This window comes from Gelidibacter japonicus, from assembly GCF_010725055.1.
GTDB lineage: Bacteria > Bacteroidota > Bacteroidia > Flavobacteriales > Flavobacteriaceae > Gelidibacter > Gelidibacter japonicus.
In genome coordinates, this window is the sequence record NZ_BJKB01000011.1 from 162,443 (window position 1) to 180,358 (window position 17,916).

General features: G+C 38.9%; 11 protein-coding genes. 5 read left to right on the top strand and 6 right to left on the bottom strand.

What is annotated here, in order from left to right; all coding sequences use genetic code 11:
• Window positions 1-21: 21 nt before the first annotated feature.
• Together G6N06_RS12610 and G6N06_RS12615 are read left to right on the top strand one after the other, a co-directional pair.
• Window positions 22-903, top strand: coding sequence for a DUF8428 domain-containing protein (locus tag G6N06_RS12610; RefSeq protein WP_163517100.1), 882 nt, complete (start codon window positions 22-24; stop codon window positions 901-903).
• Between the two features lie 62 nt (window positions 904-965).
• Window positions 966-2,507 (top strand): glycine--tRNA ligase, encoded by a 1,542-nt coding sequence (locus tag G6N06_RS12615; RefSeq protein WP_163517101.1) that lies wholly within the window; start codon window positions 966-968, stop codon window positions 2,505-2,507.
• Between the two features lie 108 nt (window positions 2,508-2,615).
• Here G6N06_RS12615 and G6N06_RS12620 read toward each other — a convergent pair whose 3' ends face one another.
• The 6 genes from G6N06_RS12620 to G6N06_RS12645 form a co-directional block, all read right to left on the bottom strand.
• Window positions 2,616-3,173: a DUF3575 domain-containing protein gene (locus G6N06_RS12620; protein WP_163517102.1), complete on the bottom strand. Its 558-nt coding sequence runs from the start codon at window positions 3,171-3,173 to the stop codon at window positions 2,616-2,618.
• A gap of 128 nt (window positions 3,174-3,301) precedes the next feature.
• Entirely contained in the window at window positions 3,302-5,284 is a 1,983-nt protein-coding gene (locus G6N06_RS12625; protein WP_163517103.1) for a heavy metal translocating P-type ATPase, read from the bottom strand.
• A 9-nt stretch (window positions 5,285-5,293) separates the two neighbouring features.
• Window positions 5,294-6,439 (bottom strand): efflux RND transporter periplasmic adaptor subunit, encoded by a 1,146-nt coding sequence (locus G6N06_RS12630; RefSeq protein ID WP_163517104.1) that lies wholly within the window; start codon window positions 6,437-6,439, stop codon window positions 5,294-5,296.
• Entirely contained in the window at window positions 6,439-10,749 is a 4,311-nt protein-coding gene (locus tag G6N06_RS12635; RefSeq protein WP_163517105.1) for a CusA/CzcA family heavy metal efflux RND transporter, read from the bottom strand. The genes G6N06_RS12630 and G6N06_RS12635 overlap by 1 nt, the downstream gene beginning before the upstream one ends.
• 70 nt (window positions 10,750-10,819) lie before the next feature.
• Window positions 10,820-11,209: a hypothetical protein gene (locus G6N06_RS12640; protein ID WP_163517106.1), complete on the bottom strand. Its 390-nt coding sequence runs from the start codon at window positions 11,207-11,209 to the stop codon at window positions 10,820-10,822.
• Between the two features lie 52 nt (window positions 11,210-11,261).
• Entirely contained in the window at window positions 11,262-14,672 is a 3,411-nt protein-coding gene (locus tag G6N06_RS12645) for a DUF8818 domain-containing protein (RefSeq protein WP_163517107.1), read from the bottom strand.
• Between the two features lie 140 nt (window positions 14,673-14,812).
• Between G6N06_RS12645 and G6N06_RS12650 the strand changes: the two genes are divergently transcribed.
• From G6N06_RS12650 to G6N06_RS12660, 3 genes are all read left to right on the top strand, one after another.
• Window positions 14,813-15,577 (top strand): exodeoxyribonuclease III, encoded by a 765-nt coding sequence (locus tag G6N06_RS12650; RefSeq protein WP_163517108.1) that lies wholly within the window; start codon window positions 14,813-14,815, stop codon window positions 15,575-15,577.
• A gap of 80 nt (window positions 15,578-15,657) precedes the next feature.
• Window positions 15,658-16,614, top strand: a complete 957-nt coding sequence (locus tag G6N06_RS12655) for an OmpA family protein (RefSeq protein WP_163517109.1) — start codon at window positions 15,658-15,660, stop codon at window positions 16,612-16,614.
• A 106-nt stretch (window positions 16,615-16,720) separates the two neighbouring features.
• A complete protein-coding gene (locus G6N06_RS12660) occupies window positions 16,721-17,755 on the top strand; it encodes an aldo/keto reductase (protein WP_163517110.1) in 1,035 nt (344 codons plus the stop codon).
• The last annotated feature ends 161 nt before the right edge of the window (window positions 17,756-17,916 follow it).

Below are 17,916 nucleotides of genomic sequence, written 5' to 3' on the forward strand. Positions count from 1 at the left end.
ACCCCCTCTTAATAATTAATTATGATAGTTAACCCTCAGTTTTTTAACTACAGAATTATTATTGGTTCATTGATTGTGGGCATGGCAGCTTTAGGCGTTTTTAGTTTTAACACCTATCAATCTGTCAAGGCACATCAACATTTTTTGGACCAAGAGAAAAAACTTGTTGAAAGTGAATTATCTCAAATGATTTTAAGATATGATGACTTAAGCGTCACCAGCGAACTCATATCTGATCAACTTGATAGTGCCAAGAAGACCACCAAGTCAGCCTTAGAAGAGTTAAGGCTGATGAAAAGCGATTTTTCAGTTCTGGCACGTTTCAAGTCTGAGCTTTCGGCAATTAAATCAAAAAATGCCATTCTGTTTAAAACAATAGACTCCATCAACTTGCTGAACGAACGCTTGGAAAACGAAAAGCTAATGGCTTATTCCGAATTAAACGAACAGCAAAAAGCCAACAAATCGCTTAAAAAGATCAACAAATCCTTGAGCAATGCAATTGAAGAAGGAGCCTTGTTGACCGCAAATTCATTTTCCGCAAAGGCTTATAGATCTGGCATCAAATCCACGTCAACTAACAAGGCCGTACAAACGGATCAAATTGAGGTGTGTTTTACATTGGCAGAAAACACCTTGGCCGAGAAAGGGATGAAAGATATCTATATCCAAGTCCTCAATCCGTTAAACAATGTCATTGGCGAGAAAGGTGCTGTTGAGTTTGGCAAATTTCTACTTATTTATAGTGACAAGCAACGCATCAACTATGACAACGAGGTCCTTGATGTTTGCACCACCATACGGGCCCAGAAAAATGACAAGCCTTTTTCAAAAGGCACCTATTATGTGTCGGTTTTCCATAAAGAGAGAAAGCTCGGAAGCACACAAATTGAACTAAATTAAGACCTTAAAATTTATTTAGACAAACCGTTCCTTTAATTGGAAGGGTTTTCTATTTTTGCAGCATGACAAATCAGGACGACCAATTTAAGAAAGTGATATCTCACGCAAAGGAATATGGATACGTGTTCCAGAGTAGTGAAATATATGATGGCCTTGGTGCAGTTTATGACTATGCACAAAACGGCGCTGAATTAAAGAGAAATATTCGTGACTACTGGTGGACCGCCATGGTACAAATACACGAAAATATTGTAGGCATTGACTCCTCCATTTTTATGCATCCAACCACTTGGAAGGCTTCTGGCCACGTAGATGCTTTTAATGATCCTTTAATAGACAATAAGGATTCCAAAAAACGCTATCGAGCCGATGTTTTGATTGAAGACCATTGCGCCAAGATTGAAGCCAAGATTGAAAAAGAAATCAGCAAAGCAGAAAAACGTTTTGGAGATGCGTTCAACAAAGAAGAATTCATTACTACCAACCCAAGAGTTGTTGGGTACTATGAAAACATAAGAACCATCCTATCAAGAATGGGCAAGTCTTTGGAAAACGAAGATTTAGCTGATGTAAAAGCTCTAATTGAAGAATTGGAAATTGCAGATCCGTTGACAGGAAGTAGAAATTGGACCGAAGTAAAACAGTTCAACTTGATGTTCGGTACCAAATTAGGAGCTTCCGCAGAAAGTGCGATGGATCTATATCTTCGTCCGGAAACGGCACAGGGAATTTTTGTAAACTTCCTCAATGTCCAAAAATCTGGACGCATGAAGATTCCATTTGGAATTGCCCAAACTGGAAAGGCGTTTAGAAATGAGATTGTCGCACGACAATTTATTTTTAGAATGCGTGAGTTTGAGCAAATGGAAATGCAGTTTTTCATCAAGCCAGGCACTCAAAAAGAATGGTTTGAACATTGGAAAGAGGAACGATTGAAATGGCATTTATCGTTAGGCATGGGTGAGGAGAATTACCGTTTCCATGACCATGAGAAGATGGCACATTATGCAGATGCTGCAACAGACATAGAATTCAAATTCCCATTTGGATTTAAGGAACTGGAAGGCATCCATTCAAGAACCGATTTCGACTTAAAACAGCACGAAGAATATTCAGGTAAGAAACTTCAGTATTTCGACCATGAAACGAAGGAAAGCTATACGCCTTACGTGTTGGAAACATCGATTGGTTTGGACCGCATGTTTTTGGCTGTTTTCTCCAATTCATTGGTAGAAGAGGAATTGGACAACAATACCACAAGAACGGTCTTAAAATTACCTTCAGTATTGGCACCTGTAAAAGCTGCTATTTTACCTTTGATAAAAAGGGATGGCTTACCTGAGATTGCGCTCCAAATTATGGATGATCTGAAATGGGATTTCAACGTCGTATATGATGACAAAGATGCTGTAGGAAGACGTTACAGGAGGCAAGATGCCAACGGGACGCCTTTTTGTATCACTGTTGATCATGATACTTTAGAAGACAACACGGTAACAATCAGACATAGAGATTCTATGGAACAGACCCGCGTAAAAATTGAAGATCTGAGCAGGATCATCAAGAAAGAAGTGGATATTAAATCCTGGTTGAAGAAAATGTAAGAAAAACTCCTGCGAAAGCAGGAGTCTCAATAATGAAACTAGCAAATCCCAAATTCCAATGTTTCGTTACTGGAATTTGGGATTTTTGTTTTTGTTTTTGGAACTTATTTAAAACCTGAAACCTAGGTTGAAACCAAATTTCCCGACTATGGGCGAATAATCATAATAGTCGGAGTCATTGGTATTGAATAAATTTCTACCAATTCCTCCAGTGACTTCAAAAACAAACCCGCTTCTGGTGATCCATTTTCCGCCTAATCCAAAGCCTAAGGCAAAATCGGTAACATCTTTTTCCCAATAGTTATAATTACCTCCTTGCGAAGGACTATAATACTCATGTTCAATAGAGTTAACCATCGCAAATCCTTCCAAGAAAAAACCTGCAGCGTATTTCTGACCGAAGAAAATTCGGTAATAAGGAGAGATATAATAATTAATATTTGTATCAAAATTATCGTCATCAAACGGAATAAACAACGAAATACCAACAGAAGAACTTTCCGATAGATTATATTCATAACTCGGTTCAAAAGCACCAAATAACAGCATAATTGCGTTCAATTTGATCTCATTATTTCCGGAATCCTTTTTTGAAATGCTGTCCGATTGAGCCTGGGAACCCATTACAGCAAAGAGTGTTAAAAACCCAAAAATACAGTGTTTCATAAGTTAGAGGTTAATTTTGTTTAGGATGTAAGAACGTACAAATGGTTGCGCAGAAAAAATTATGTTTATACTTTCTAAACGCCTAACCTTATCAAATCTATCTAAAAAAGATACTTATATGATCACTGTTATTTCTCATTGTAAGCCAGCAGTCGCAAGGCATTAAGAACAACCACCAAAGTTGATCCTTCGTGAAAAACAACGGCCAATCCAATACCGGTTAAACCAAATATGGTGGCGGGCACCAATAAGGCCACGACTCCCATACTGATCCAAATATTTTGAGTAATAATTCGTTTGGACGCTCTACTCAAACCAATGGCAAAGGGTAACATTTGTATTTTATCAGACATCAATGCCACATCTGCCGTTTCCAATGCCACATCACTACCGGCAGCGCCCATGGCTACACTAACCGTGCTATAGGCCATTGCCGGCGCATCGTTGACCCCATCACCTACCATCGCAATTTTCCCATCGCGTTCCATGAGCTTCTTGATGGCTTCTACTTTATCTTCGGGCAATAAGTTACCTTTGGCCTCTGTCAATCCAATTTGTTTGGCTATGGCATCTCCCACATTTTGATGATCGCCTGTAAGCATTACCATCCGTTTGATACCAATCGCCCTCAATCGTTTTAGGGTCTCAACTGCTGTTTTTCTTGGAAGATCCATCACGCTCATTAATCCGATAACCATACCATTATGAGCCACCAACATTGCGGTATGTCCCTCTTGCAGCAAGCCATCCATCTTTAAGCGTAATTCAGAGGGAATGGTCATCCCCTCATCTGTCATCAACTTTTCATTTCCAATAAAAACAGTTTTATCCTGATAGGTAGCGCTGATACCTTTACCTTGAATAGCATTGACATTGGATGCTAAGTTTTTATGCTGCATTGCATATTTAACTTCGACATCTTTAACAATAGCTCTTGCCAGGGGATGATTACTCAAACTTTCTACTTCCAAAACTAGTCGGGCCAAATCTTCTTCTGAATAATCATGATGTGGAATCATGTTGGTGAGCTTTGGCTTACCTTCTGTTAAAGTTCCTGTTTTATCAAAAGCGATGGTTCTAATAGAGCCCAGATCTTCTAAAGCCTTTCCGCCTTTGATCAATACCCCTTTTTGGGCAGCTCTTGCTATCCCACTCAAAACGGCACTCGGCGTTGAAATTGCCAAGGCACACGGACTTGCTGCAACCAATACAGTAATCGCCCGATACAAACTATCATTGAACGATTCGTCGACTACGAGATAAGCAAAACACAATGCAAACACCACCAAAATAACAATAGGCACATACCGCTCTTCAAACTTTTTGGTCATCCGCTGTGTAGGTGATTTTTGCGTTTCGACATCACTAACCATTTTAATCAGTCGCGCTACCGTGGAATCTTTACTCAATTTCAGAACCAAGACTTCAATACTTCCATCGCCATTAATGGTTCCCGTATACACAACGTGGGACGAATCGATATCATTGAAATTTGGAAGCTTGTCCACTGAGGAAATGGCAGCTTTATCAATAGGCATACTTTCTCCTGTAATAGGAGCCTGATCAATGGCACTGCTGCCTTTTATGATCACTCCATCGGCTGCAATTTTAGAGTTAGGCCTCACCACAATGACATCATTGATTTTCAAATCGTCAACGCTAACTTCTTCAATTTTACCGTTTCTCTTAATCAATGCCGTTTTAGGGGTTAATTCCCCTAAAGCCTCAATAGATTTCTTAGCCTTGTCCATGGCATAAGTTTCTAAAGCATGCCCCAAACTGAACAAGAATAATAGTAATGCACCTTCTATCCAACTCCCTATATAAGCAGCACCAATAGCTGCTGCAATCATTAAGAAGTCAATTTCAAATTCGCCTTTTTTTATCTTTTCAAACGCTTCAATGCTGATATAATAGCCTCCAAATCCGTAGGAAATCAATAATGGAACAAGATATACCCACATAGATTGGGAATCTGTTCCAAAAATTTTGAATAGGAAACCCGTTAGTAGAAATACCCCACATAACAATGAAAAATACAACTCCGTACGTGGGCCGAATATACCATCATGGTTGTGATGGCTATGGTCTTCTTTATGATGATCTGTCATAGTTTATTTTTAATGTGAATGCTCGCCCCCTTCTGCTTCATTTAACAACATATAGGTGCCGTTCACTACTATTTTTTGATTCGCTAAGGATGCTGTGTTTAAGACTTCAACAACATCTTCGGTTTGCAAACCTATGTCTAATTTTACCTTTGTGAAATAATAATCATTAGGAGTTTCCTTATCCAATATTAATGCAAAATAATCATTTTCAACTTGAATTACTGCTGTTTTAGGCAATGCTATTCCGATTGAAGAACCTACAAAGATATCAGCTTCGGCAAACATTCCAACTATAAATGCGGTATGGTCGTCTTCAATATGGCCATGGACCACAACTCTTCTATTTGTTGGATCGATGGTGGTACCCACCAAATGGACTTCCGCCTTAAAAACACTATCAGAAGCTTCCGGAATTCTAAAATCGATTTTTTGACCTTTCTTAACTTTGAGAATATCCTTTTCAAACACTGACAATTCCAAATGGATATGATGTGTATCAATAATTTCCAAAATAATATCTGCAGGAGACACATAAGTACCATTGCTAACATTGACTTTGGTCACAAATCCATCAATAGGCGCATAGAGATTAATGGTAGAAGTAATGATACCATTTTCTACAGATGTCGGATTGATATTGAGCATTTGGAGCTTCTTTTTTAGTCCATTATAGTGTGCCAAACTGCTCTTATAATCGCTTTCTGCCTTTAAAAAGTTTTTTTCCGAACTGATGTTTTCATCATACAAGGTCTTCTGGCGTGTAAACTCAGATTTCAAGAAATTAAGCTGTTGTGCAACTTCCAAATAACGTTGTTGCATTTCAACAAACTCTGTGCTTTCCAAAGTGACCAAAAATTGTCCTTTCTTAACCTCATCTCCAATAAGCAATGGGCTTTTGGTAACATAACCTCCAAGAAAAGTGCTCACACTCGACTGGTTTTGGGTAGGAACTTCAATCTGACCGCTCACCTTCACAATGGTATTAAAATCGTGTTCAGAAAGGGTCCCAAATTCCATTTGTTCACTTTTAAACTGCTCTTTGGAGACAACCAATTCGTCTGTTTTCTGCAGATTCTCTTCTGTTTGTTCTTCCTTTTTATCATTTCCACAAGCTACCAAAAGCATGAAAACAAATACGATATATAACTGTTTCATTAGTCTAAAATTAAATAATTGATTGCAATAATAGTTTGATTGTAGGCATTAAGATTATCGAGATAGGTCATTTCGATATCCTTCGAAGTCTCAATGCTCTGAATGTATTGGAAAAAATCAATTTCTCCTTCCTTGAAGGTGCGTTCTGCAGTTTTTATGATTTCTTCCGATAGGTGCTCCCCTTGTGTTTCATAATAAGTAACTGCCTCGTCATATTGTTGCAGCTTGGCAAATAAAGCTTCTTTTTCAGCTTGCCATTTTGATTTATAATCTTGTTGTTTCTCCTCAACAATATCCTGTGCGATTTTTGATGCCTTTATTTTAGAAGAATTTCCTCCAAACAACAAGGGGATTTTCAAGCCCAATTGGTAACCCACAAAATCCTTGTTCAGCCCATCATTAACGCCATGAAGATATTCAACACTTATATCAGGCATTAAACTCTGATTCTCCTGTCGCAATTTAGCATCGTAAAAGGATTTGGACTGTTCAAAATAGAGCATTCCAACGTTTTCATCAATAGATTCGGAACGAACAGATAACTTCTCTAACGGCTCATCCGCAATCTCAATATCTTCAACCTGAACAATTTTTTTCAGAAGCGACTGATACATGACCACCTCTTGCTGTGCCTGTCTATAGAAAGTTTCCAACTGTTTCTGCTTGGATTGAGCGGTGATCATTTCTAAATAATTGGTCTCCCCCAATTCAAATCGTCGTTTGGCAGATTGTGCAAAATTTTGATATAAACTATCCAAGAAACGATAAGATTTCGCCTTGTTTTTGGCATAACTCAAATTGTAATATGCTGAGTACACATCCTTTTTCAAGACTTGAAGTCCAATAGCATGAGTCGATTCCTGCAATCTGACTTTCGCTCTGTTGACATTTCTGTCCGCTATATAGGCCGTTGGAAATTTAAATTCTTGAGAGATTCCAAAGACCTTTAAAGGATCAATTTCGTTGGCATTATTTTCATACTTGTAATAAACAGACGTTTTATCAAAACTGAAAGCACTTCCAATCAACGCATCGGCTTCATCAATTTGAAGTGATGACGCTTTTAATCCAGAATTATTTTCAATAGCCAAGTTCAAAGTCTCTTCAATCGTCATCGGCCTTTCCTGTGCGTTCATCTGAAATGACAACATGATAAAAGCTATAGTTACTAGTGCGGTTTTATTAATTTTCAAATCTCTTTTCTTTTCCACCCAAGCGTAAAGTACTGGCAATACCATTAAGGTTAATATTGTAGCACTGATCAATCCACCAATAACCACGGTGGCCAATGGTCGCTGCACCTCAGCACCGGCATTTGTTGAAATAGCCATAGGCAAAAACCCTAAAGCTGCCGCCGAAGCCGTTAACAATACAGGTCTTAATCGCTCTTGTGTACCACGCTTGATGCGCTCATCTATATTCATAATCCCTTGGTTTTTAAGTTCTTTAAAATGCTCTATCAATACGATCCCGTTGAGAACTGCAATTCCGAAAAGGGCAATAAACCCGACCCCTGCTGAAATACTGAATGGTAAATCCCGAATCCATAAAAACAGAATTCCACCAACTGCTGACAGTGGGATGGCAGAGTAGATCAACAAAGCATCTCTGACCGAATGAAACGCAAAGTACAACAGGATGAAAATTAGCACCAGTGCCACTGGAACAGCAACCATTAATCGCGCCTTGGCACTTTCTAAATTCTCAAACTGTCCGCCGTAGGTAATGCTATATCCCGCTGACAGTTGCAAGTTGTTTTCAATCAAATCTTGCACCTCGTCCACTACCGATTGCAAATCCCGATTTCTAACATTAACACCCACCACAATCCGACGTTTCGTATCATCTCGAGATATTTGTGCCGGTCCTGTGGTATAAGTAATATCGGCTAACTCACTCAACGGAATCTTGCCGCCGCTTGGAATATCCACATATAAGTTTTTCAGATCTTCAATATTCTGTCGCTGTGATTCTTGTAACCTGATGACCAGATCAAATCGCTTTTCACCTTCAAAGACACTACCAACAGTTCGACCCGCAAATCCTGCTGCGATCAAATCGTTCAAATCAGCAATATTGACGCCATATCGGGCTATTTTACTTCGGTTGAAATTGACACTCATTTGTGGCAAACCCTCTACTTTTTCAACAATAATATCAGAAGCACCTTCGACGTTTTGGATCAAGTTTTTTATTTCATCCGCTTTTTGCGCCAAAATTGATAAATCTTCACCAAAAACCTTGATGGCGACATCAGCCCTTACGCCAGTAATCAATTCGTTGAAACGCATTTCTATGGGTTGCGTAAATTCCACTTCCATTCCTGGGATGACCCGCAACGCTTCTTCAAACATGTCGGCCAATTCATTTTTTGACGAGGCAGACGTCCATTCCTTCTTTGGTTTCAATTTGATGATCACATCACTTTCTTCCATTGACATAGGATCTGTTGGTACCTCTGCCGCTCCAATTCGTGTCACTACTTGCTCCACCTCAGGAAAGTTGTCCAATAGGATTTGTTCAATTTTGGTGGTGACTTCTATCGTCTTGCTCAAGGATGTTCCCGTCTTCAATACGGGCTGGATGACAAAATCACCTTCATCAAGCGTAGGCACAAACTCACCGCCCATTCTACTGAAAATCCAACCACTTAAAAACAATAAGATTATTGAAACTCCAACGACGAGGCGCGTATTCAGCAACGCCCAATTGATTACCGGACGATATTGCCTATTTAAAAACCGCATTAAACGGACTGAAATATTGGAATCCTTCGGCTTGGTTGCTTTCAGAAACATTGAGGATGCCACCGGAACGTAGGTGAGGCAAAAAATCATGGCTCCAATCAAGGCAAAACTAAAGGTCATTGCCATTGGTTTGAACATCTTTCCTTCCACGCCGCTCAATGACAGAATTGGAATAAAAACGATTAAAATAATGAGTTGGCCAAAAATTGCCGAGTTCATCATTTTGGATGCGCTTTTTAAGGTGATCTGATCAATTTCAGATTGGCGATCAGCCCTGGAGAGCGATTTTATTTTGGCACTTTGTGTTACTATCTGATAGGCGATAAATTCCACAATAATGACTGAGCCATCAATGATAATTCCAAAATCGATGGCGCCAAGACTCATTAAATTGGCATCGACGCCAAAAATATTCATAAGTGAAATGGCAAACAGCAAACTCAGCGGTATCACAGATGCTACAACCAGCCCAGAACGCCAATTTCCCAACAGCAAAACCACAACAAAAATAACAATCAAGGAGCCTAGAATGAGATTCTCTGCCACAGTAGATGTGGTCTTGTCAATAAGTTCGGTCCGCTCTAAAAAAGGATTGATATAAACACCTTCGGGCAAGGTTTGTTCTATGGAAGCTACACGTTCCTTGACCGCATTAATGATCTTTTTAGAGTTGCCATCCTTAATCATCATGATTTGGCCCAGCACCTTCTCACCCTCACCATTTCCTGTAATGGCTCCAAAACGAGTGGCGCTACCAAATCCAACTTTAGCTACATCTTTTACATAAATGGGAACGCCATCATTTTTGATAACAATATTCTCAATATCTTGAAGTGATTCCACTAAACCTTCGCCTCGTATAAAAAACGCCTGATTGGCTTTTTCAATATATCCACCACCAGCAATACTATTATTTTTTTCGAGTGCCTCATAGATCTCCAAGATGGTAATATTCATGGCATTCAACTGTTGCGGATTGATAGCTACCTCGTATTGCTTTAAAAAACCACCCCAAGTATTTACTTCGACTACGCCGGGAATTCCTGATAATTGACGTTTTACAATCCAATCTTGAATAGTTCGTAACTCCGTAATGCTATACCTATCTTCATATCCAGGTTTGACATCTAGGATATACTGATAAATTTCACCTAAACCTGTTGTAATAGGACCCATTTCTGGGGTTCCGAAATTCTCGGGAATCTTTTCTGAGGCTGATTTGATTTTTTCGGCAATGAGTTGTCTTGGCAAATAAGTGCCCATGTCATCTTCAAATACGATGGTTACCACCGAAAGTCCAAATTTGGAGGTCGAACGAATCTCAACAACCCCGGGTAAATTGGCCATTTCCAACTCCACAGGATAGGTAATAAATTGCTCAACATCCTGCGTTGACAGATTACGAGACGTAGTGATCACTTGCACCTGGTTATTGGTAATATCAGGAACGGCACCAATGGGGATTCTTGTTAAGGAATAAATTCCAAAACCAACCACAAACCCCATAAATAAGAGAATAATAAGTTTATTCCTTAAACTGAATTTTATAATATTTTCTAACATAATTCATACGTAAATCGTTGTAAACCATTGAAAAAAATGGCTTATTTAAAATAACTTAAACTAAAATGAATTATGCGAATTGAGGAGGTTGAAACACAGACGGTTTCTCAAATAGGGAGAAGGATTCTTTATAATGAAAATTAAGAGGAATCTCAAAAAAAGCCTCGTAAGAGTTTGTAAACTCAATATTTTGAAGCGTAAAAGATGTATTTATATGACAGCAATTGTGGTCATTATGTTTAAAAGGCAAATTTTCGTGCTCTGAATGCTCATTTTCATGTGCCACAGAAGCTTCGCCATAATGCTCAGAAAGGAAGTCAAAAAAAGAATCGCCATAGGTCTTTTGATGATAGGACGCATGTTCCATAAGCGCACTGAATTTTGACACGTCTTCAAAGCTGATATTCAAACTTTGAAAAAGAATCAAGACAGTATAAAATATGGAAACTAAATTTGCCATGGTAGCAAAGCTACGAAAAAAACTTAATAACAAAAGTGACATATATCACCTTCTAAAAATAAGCTTTCAATTGAATAGTTCCTGTATGGATGGTTTTGGAGGTTTCTGTTTTACGACCGAAATAATTCAGGTTTAAATCTAAAAAGGCCGTCAATTTTCGTTGCGCCAATAAGGTCCATGTGAAGTTTTTACCTGGCTGTAAACCTTCGAGCATTTGATATGATACTGGCGTGTTTGCGTTGCCTTCAAAGCTATTATCATAAAAATTAATCTCACCAGTCAGCGCCACTTTCTGTGCCCTGTTATAAGTGAATGACAGTCCGAAGTTATTTTGAAGCAAGGTTTCCATATTACCGATGGTATTGTCCTTGGAAGTGTATTGGTAAAAGATATCAAAGCGGGCATTTTCATTGAACAGATAAGACAATTTAGGTTGTAAGCGAGTTTCATCTATTTTATAATTTCGACTGGCGAAATTCTCACTCAAACTTTGATTTTCTCCTAAACTGGTCTTTAAATTCAAAAGCCAACTTTCGGCAAATTTGTGATTAAAATTGAATTGATGGCTCTTTAGTTTGCTCTCTTGAAATCCGATGGAAAGTAAAGTCTTCGCTGCATTGGTTAAAAAAGTGTAAGAGGTGGTGAAGTGCTGTTTCCCTCTGTTAAAAAAAAGAACATTTCTAACACTCTTGTTCAAGGCCAATTGATTCTCATCATTGTCAGCAAACGGATTGAGATCAAAGCCATTATCTTCTCTTTTTATCTTTCGATCTACTAAATACGAGGTCTGATTGTAAAAATGCGACCAAAATCTCTTGCTGCCACTTTCGCTCACCGCCCATTGCTGCGGATTAATGGTGATAGTTTGACTCAGCCTATTCTGATGCGTTTTGACAAATACTTGATTAGGCAACAGCACCCTGATAAATTCGCCTTGATCCTGAAATTGTGCAATTTCAAATTCGTTGAGCTCTTGAATGCCATTGTTATTATAGTCAATCCAAGTGTAGGCACCTTGGCCTGGCTCCACCTTAACATAAGTAAAATCCTGTTGAGGCAGACTTCCGGCATTGGTTTCAAAAACCGTATTCCATAACACTATTTGGGAAAACAGTTGCTGGCTGAACGTCACTCTCGAATTTAGGGATTTCTCATTTTCAATGGCTTTATCCACCGATTTTAAGGTGCGATAATTGATATAAACACCTAAATCGGTGGCAGAATTTTGAATGATTTTAGACTTGATATAATAGGTATTGGAACTGCTTACCTTTTCAACGCTATCCATCCGTAGACTGTCGTTCACGCGATGTCGGTAACCCAACTCGGCAAAAACATTTGTGCTGTCGCCAATCCCGTAAAATACTTCAGCCGATTTAAAGCGTTGGCTTAATGTCGTCAGTTGGTTGGTGGCAATTTCGCGTTGATCATTATCTTCTGCAGCCAATTTAGTTCCCAGCCATTGGTTCTTGAAGTTATAGGTCAATCTATTAAAAGTACGCAAAAAGGTCGATTCCGAAATATCACTTTCACTATTCAAAATACTGGAATTGGTAAATACTTGCCATCTTCCAAATTTCAAACTGGCAAACGCACTATGTCTATTGCCATTGAAATTTTCAGAATAATTAAGATGCTCAAATTTATAACTGGCCATACCATTTTTTGGGTGATAAAGATCAAGGCCAGCAGTCAGTAAATTTTGATTTCCAATCGGCATTTCCAAATTCCAATCCCGATTGAACTCCGCATAATACAAACGTTGGATGGATTTAAAATCCTGTTGTATCATATCTGCATCAAGTATTGCTGACAAATTCCAAAGACTATCACTTTTTATGACCTTTTGTCGTACGCGAAGTTTCCCAGCGAACCCGTCGTTATTGTCATCATCCAAATTTGAAAAGAGGTTCAAATCGTTTTTACTCCCTGCGGCTTCAAAATAAATATCCGTTCTCTCGGTAGGTTTATAGCTTCCATTAACTACTGCCACCTGCAATTTGGTAGGCGCTATCAATTGGACAATTGCTGCATAATTCCCTTGAGGAACACCTGAAACTGGCGACACATACTCATATATATTAGAAACTGCGTTGCTATTGATCAGCACATAATCTCCTTGATTATCGCCAACCAAACGGAATTTCACACTGTATAGATCATCTTCAGGATTGTTTGAAAACACATAAACTTCTGCACCATCAACAAGTTCCTTTTTATATAAGATACGATTTTCATTATACGGCTCTGGCACGCCAGAAGGCGCCACCATCAACGATTGATCATCGCCGGCATTGGCCAAAATCTGTACCTGTTCTGGGGATAGATTTTGCTGTAAAGGCTGATTTTTAGAATCGACTTCTGAATAGACGGAAGCGCCTATTTTAAATTTTTCGGTGTCTACACTTCCACCGCCAAATACTGTAAATCGTGAAAAATTTCGTTCACTATATTGATAGTCTACAGTAATCCGCATTTCAGAAGTCATCGGGAATGTCGAGTTGAAAATAATTTCACCTGCGTTATAATCAATGATATAATCTTGATTTTCGCCACGTTTAATGGGCGTTCCGTTCACATAGACCGTTTCACTTCCAGAAACCACCAACACATACAGCTCATTATTTGGACCTCTTAGTTTGTAAGGGCCTTGATTGCCTTCTTGCGCCCTAAATTGACTGGTCGTAAATTGGCCTCGTACCAAAGCTCCCGCCGTAAATAAATTGGTTTTGGTAGTGTCGTTGCCCAAATCTACATCCACATTCAAGCCTTGAACGCGTTTGGTGAAACTGGCAAAATACGAGTCATTGTTTTGCAAATCAATATCTCCTGCCCTGATGCGCCAATTATCACTGAACAATTCAATAAACACCTGATCGAATTCATCCAAACGTTGGGAATACCCACTTTCCTGCAAAGGAATATTGGCATCTTGAATAGACGCTCGCAAAGACACCTTATCACTCAGCTTGCCTGAAATTTGAAGATCGAGTTCGCTGTTCAATACCGAGTTTTGATTGTTGCCAATGGTCACACCTCTTGAAATGCTTCCAGAGGTGGTCAATCCATCAAAAGGGGTGTAATTCCTGGTCAAGGTGGATTGCTGCATTTTATAGAGCTGTTGCAGATTATCGGTACTTTCCACGATGATCTTATCGTCAAGCTGAAAATATTTTCGAGTAATAAAATTTGGATACCTGAGATAATCGATGATGACAGAGTCCGTTTCAATAGGTTTTTTAAATGTCAGCAGCGCCTTTGTAAAATCAACGTTATAATAAGAAGTGTCAAGGAGGATATTTTCTTTAGTCTTAATACTGAATTGACTGGAATTGATACTCACCGAGTCAATTTGAACGGAATCCTTCACCGCCATTTTCTTCGTCCTATAATTGGACGTTGGTTGCTGTGCATACACACAACAACAAGTCATAAGGGAGATAAGAAGAACAGCAATTTTCATCTAATACATTAACTTCTAAAGGCGGATATTATTTTATCGTTAAAATGCCTTTAAAATTATCGTATAAAAGTACAGTATTATTTAAGTTTGTGCGAAATCAAGTTTTAACTTAAAGATTCCCATTTTCATGGGAAATACATATGAAAATCATCTCCTACAACGTCAACGGCATTCGTGCAGCTCTCAATAAAGGTTTTATAAAATGGTTGAAAAGCGCCAATCCAGATGTCATTTGCCTACAAGAAATAAAAGCCATGGAAGAACAATTAGACGTCTCTGTTTTTGAAGAGGCGGGCTATAAATACCACTATTGGTTCAGTGCTCAAAAAAAAGGTTATAGCGGTGTTGCCATACTCTGTAAAACCAAACCAAACCACGTCGAATATGGCACAGGAATTGCATCAATGGACTATGAAGGTCGAAACCTTAGAGTAGATTATGATCACTTTTCCATAATGAGTTTATATTTGCCATCAGGCACCAATGACGCCCGCTTGCAACATAAACTTGACTATATGGATATGTTCCAAGTATATATTGATGAACTGAAAGTGAGAATTCCAAATTTGATTATTCTAGGCGATTATAATATCTGTCATGAAGAAATAGATATTCATAATCCAAAAGGGCTTTCCAATGTTTCCGGATTTTTACCTGTAGAGCGCGAATGGATTGGAGATTTTATGAACAGTGGTTTTATAGATTCGTTCCGACATTTTAATAAGGACCCTGACCACTATACCTGGTGGAGCTACAGGGCCAATTCAAGAGCAAGAAACAAAGGCTGGCGCTTGGATTATGCATTGGTGAGTGCTCCTTTACAAGAAAAACTAAAACGTAGCGTTATCTTGTCAGATGCCGTGCATAGCGACCATTGTCCAATATTGCTGGAAATTGAAGATTGATGATCGATGAACGATGACTGAAGACTGAAGACTGAAGACTGAAGACTAATAAATGAACCTAACAATAAACACTTATAAACATGATTAAAAAATTGTCCCTTATTGCGTTGACGCTTGTGTTGACAACGTCTTGTGTGTCTAAAAAAATCTATACAGATTTAGAAAGTAAATACGCCAACTTAAGAAAAGAGAATCGGGAAATTGCTGATGAAAACGCCAATCTAAAAAAGGATTTGATCCTTGCGCAAAATAGATTGTCTCAATTACAAAGGGATTACGATGATACTACCGCGAAACGCAATCAGCTTCAAAAGGAGTATGATGTCACCAGCACCAATCTTAGAAATTTACAGGAATCATATCAGGCCTTAGAGAAAAACAGTTCTTCAGCAATTGCCGAGAATGCCAAAAAGAACAGAGAGCTATTGGCACAATTGGAAGCAAAAGAACAAGCTTTAGCCAATGAAAACTCGCGTTTGCAAAAATTAAAAGAAGATATGGAAGCTCGTTCACAGCGGATTGCAGAGCTTGAAAGCGTGATTGCCGCGAAAGATGCTGCCATGAACAAACTCAAAAATGCCATTTCTACCGCATTGACCAATTTTGAAGGTAAAGGTCTGACTGTTGAACAGCGTGATGGGAAAGTCTATGTCTCCATGGAAAATAAGTTGTTGTTTCAATCCGGCAGTTGGGCCGTGGGCAATAATGGTAGAGAAGCCGTAAAACAATTGGGAAGCGTATTGGCTCAAAATCCGGATATTGCAATTCTGATAGAAGGTCATACGGACACTGATCCTTATAATGGCACTGGACCAATGAATAGTAACTGGGATCTATCCACTAAACGCGCTACCGCTATTGTTCAAATTTTAAAAGAGAATCCGGCCATCAATCCTGAGAACCTGACTGCCGCTGGTCGTGGTGAATATGCACCAATCGCATCAAACGACACCCCAGAAGGTAAAGCCAAAAACAGACGTATTGAGGTCATATTGACCCCTAAATTGGATGAGATTTCGAGATTGTTGAATGATTAAGTAGCTTCAGACCTGTCAGGTTTTCAAAAACCTGACAGGTCTTTGTATAATCAAAAATGGAAAAGTTTAACTAACAAGGATATCTCTGCTTTCGCAGGGAGTACATATGAAATACACCACTCTACCCCACACCAATATAAAAGTCAGTAAACTGTGTTTGGGCACCATGACTTGGGGACGCCAAAACACCCAAACTGAAGCTTTTGATCAAATGGATTATGCATTTGATCAAGGCATCAATTTTTTTGATACTGCCGAACTTTATCCTGTTCCGTCAGAACCAAAAACCTATGCAGATACGGAGCGAATTATTGGCAACTGGTTTGACAAAACAGGACATAGAGACAAGGTGGTATTGGCTTCCAAAATTGCTGGACCAGGGGAGTACACGGCCCATATCAGAACCAATGGTTTTAGTCCAGAAGCCATAAAAGATGCAGTCAATAAAAGTTTAAAGCGACTGAAGACCGATTATATAGATTTATACCAACTGCATTGGCCAGAACGCAATACCAACACCTTGGGAATCAGAGATTATAAGCATGAAGACGAGCAATGGCAGGATAACTTCAATGAAATTCTTCATACCTTGGATGGCATCATTACTTCTGGAAAAATTAGGCATATAGGCATATCCAATGAAAAGGCATGGGGAACAATGCGCTTTTTAGAGGAAACAAAATTGCACGATTTACCGCGTATGATCACGATACAAAACGCCTATTCTTTAATCAACCGGATTTTTGAGGGAGATATGGCAGAAATAGCCATGAGAGAAAACATTGGGCTTTTGGCGTATTCACCGATGGCCTGCGGTGTGTTGTCAGGAAAATATATCAAAGGAGAGGATACTAAAAACTCAAGATTAAATCTTTTTACACGATTTGCCAGATATAGCAGTGCGCAATGTACCAAAGCAACGAAACGATATCTTGCCATAGCAGATCAACACCATTTGTCTTTGGCACAAATGTCTTTGGCATTTGTAACCCAACAGCCTTTTGTAACCAGTAATATTATTGGAGCCACCAATTTAAGACAGCTCAAAGAAAATATTGACAGTATACATTTGAGCTTGAGCGAAGAAGTTTTGGACGCAATTGAAGAAGTCCATAAAGAAATCCCAAATCCATCTGCATAATCAAACAGAAGAATAAAAAAAGCGGACCATTTACGAGGCCACTGAAAAAGCATCTCATTTTTAGTGATTACTTTAAAGAAGCGATAAAATAAACCAAAATTTATTTTATCGCTTCTTTTTTTGGATCTGTTTTGACGAAGCTGATTAGGCTTTACCACAAC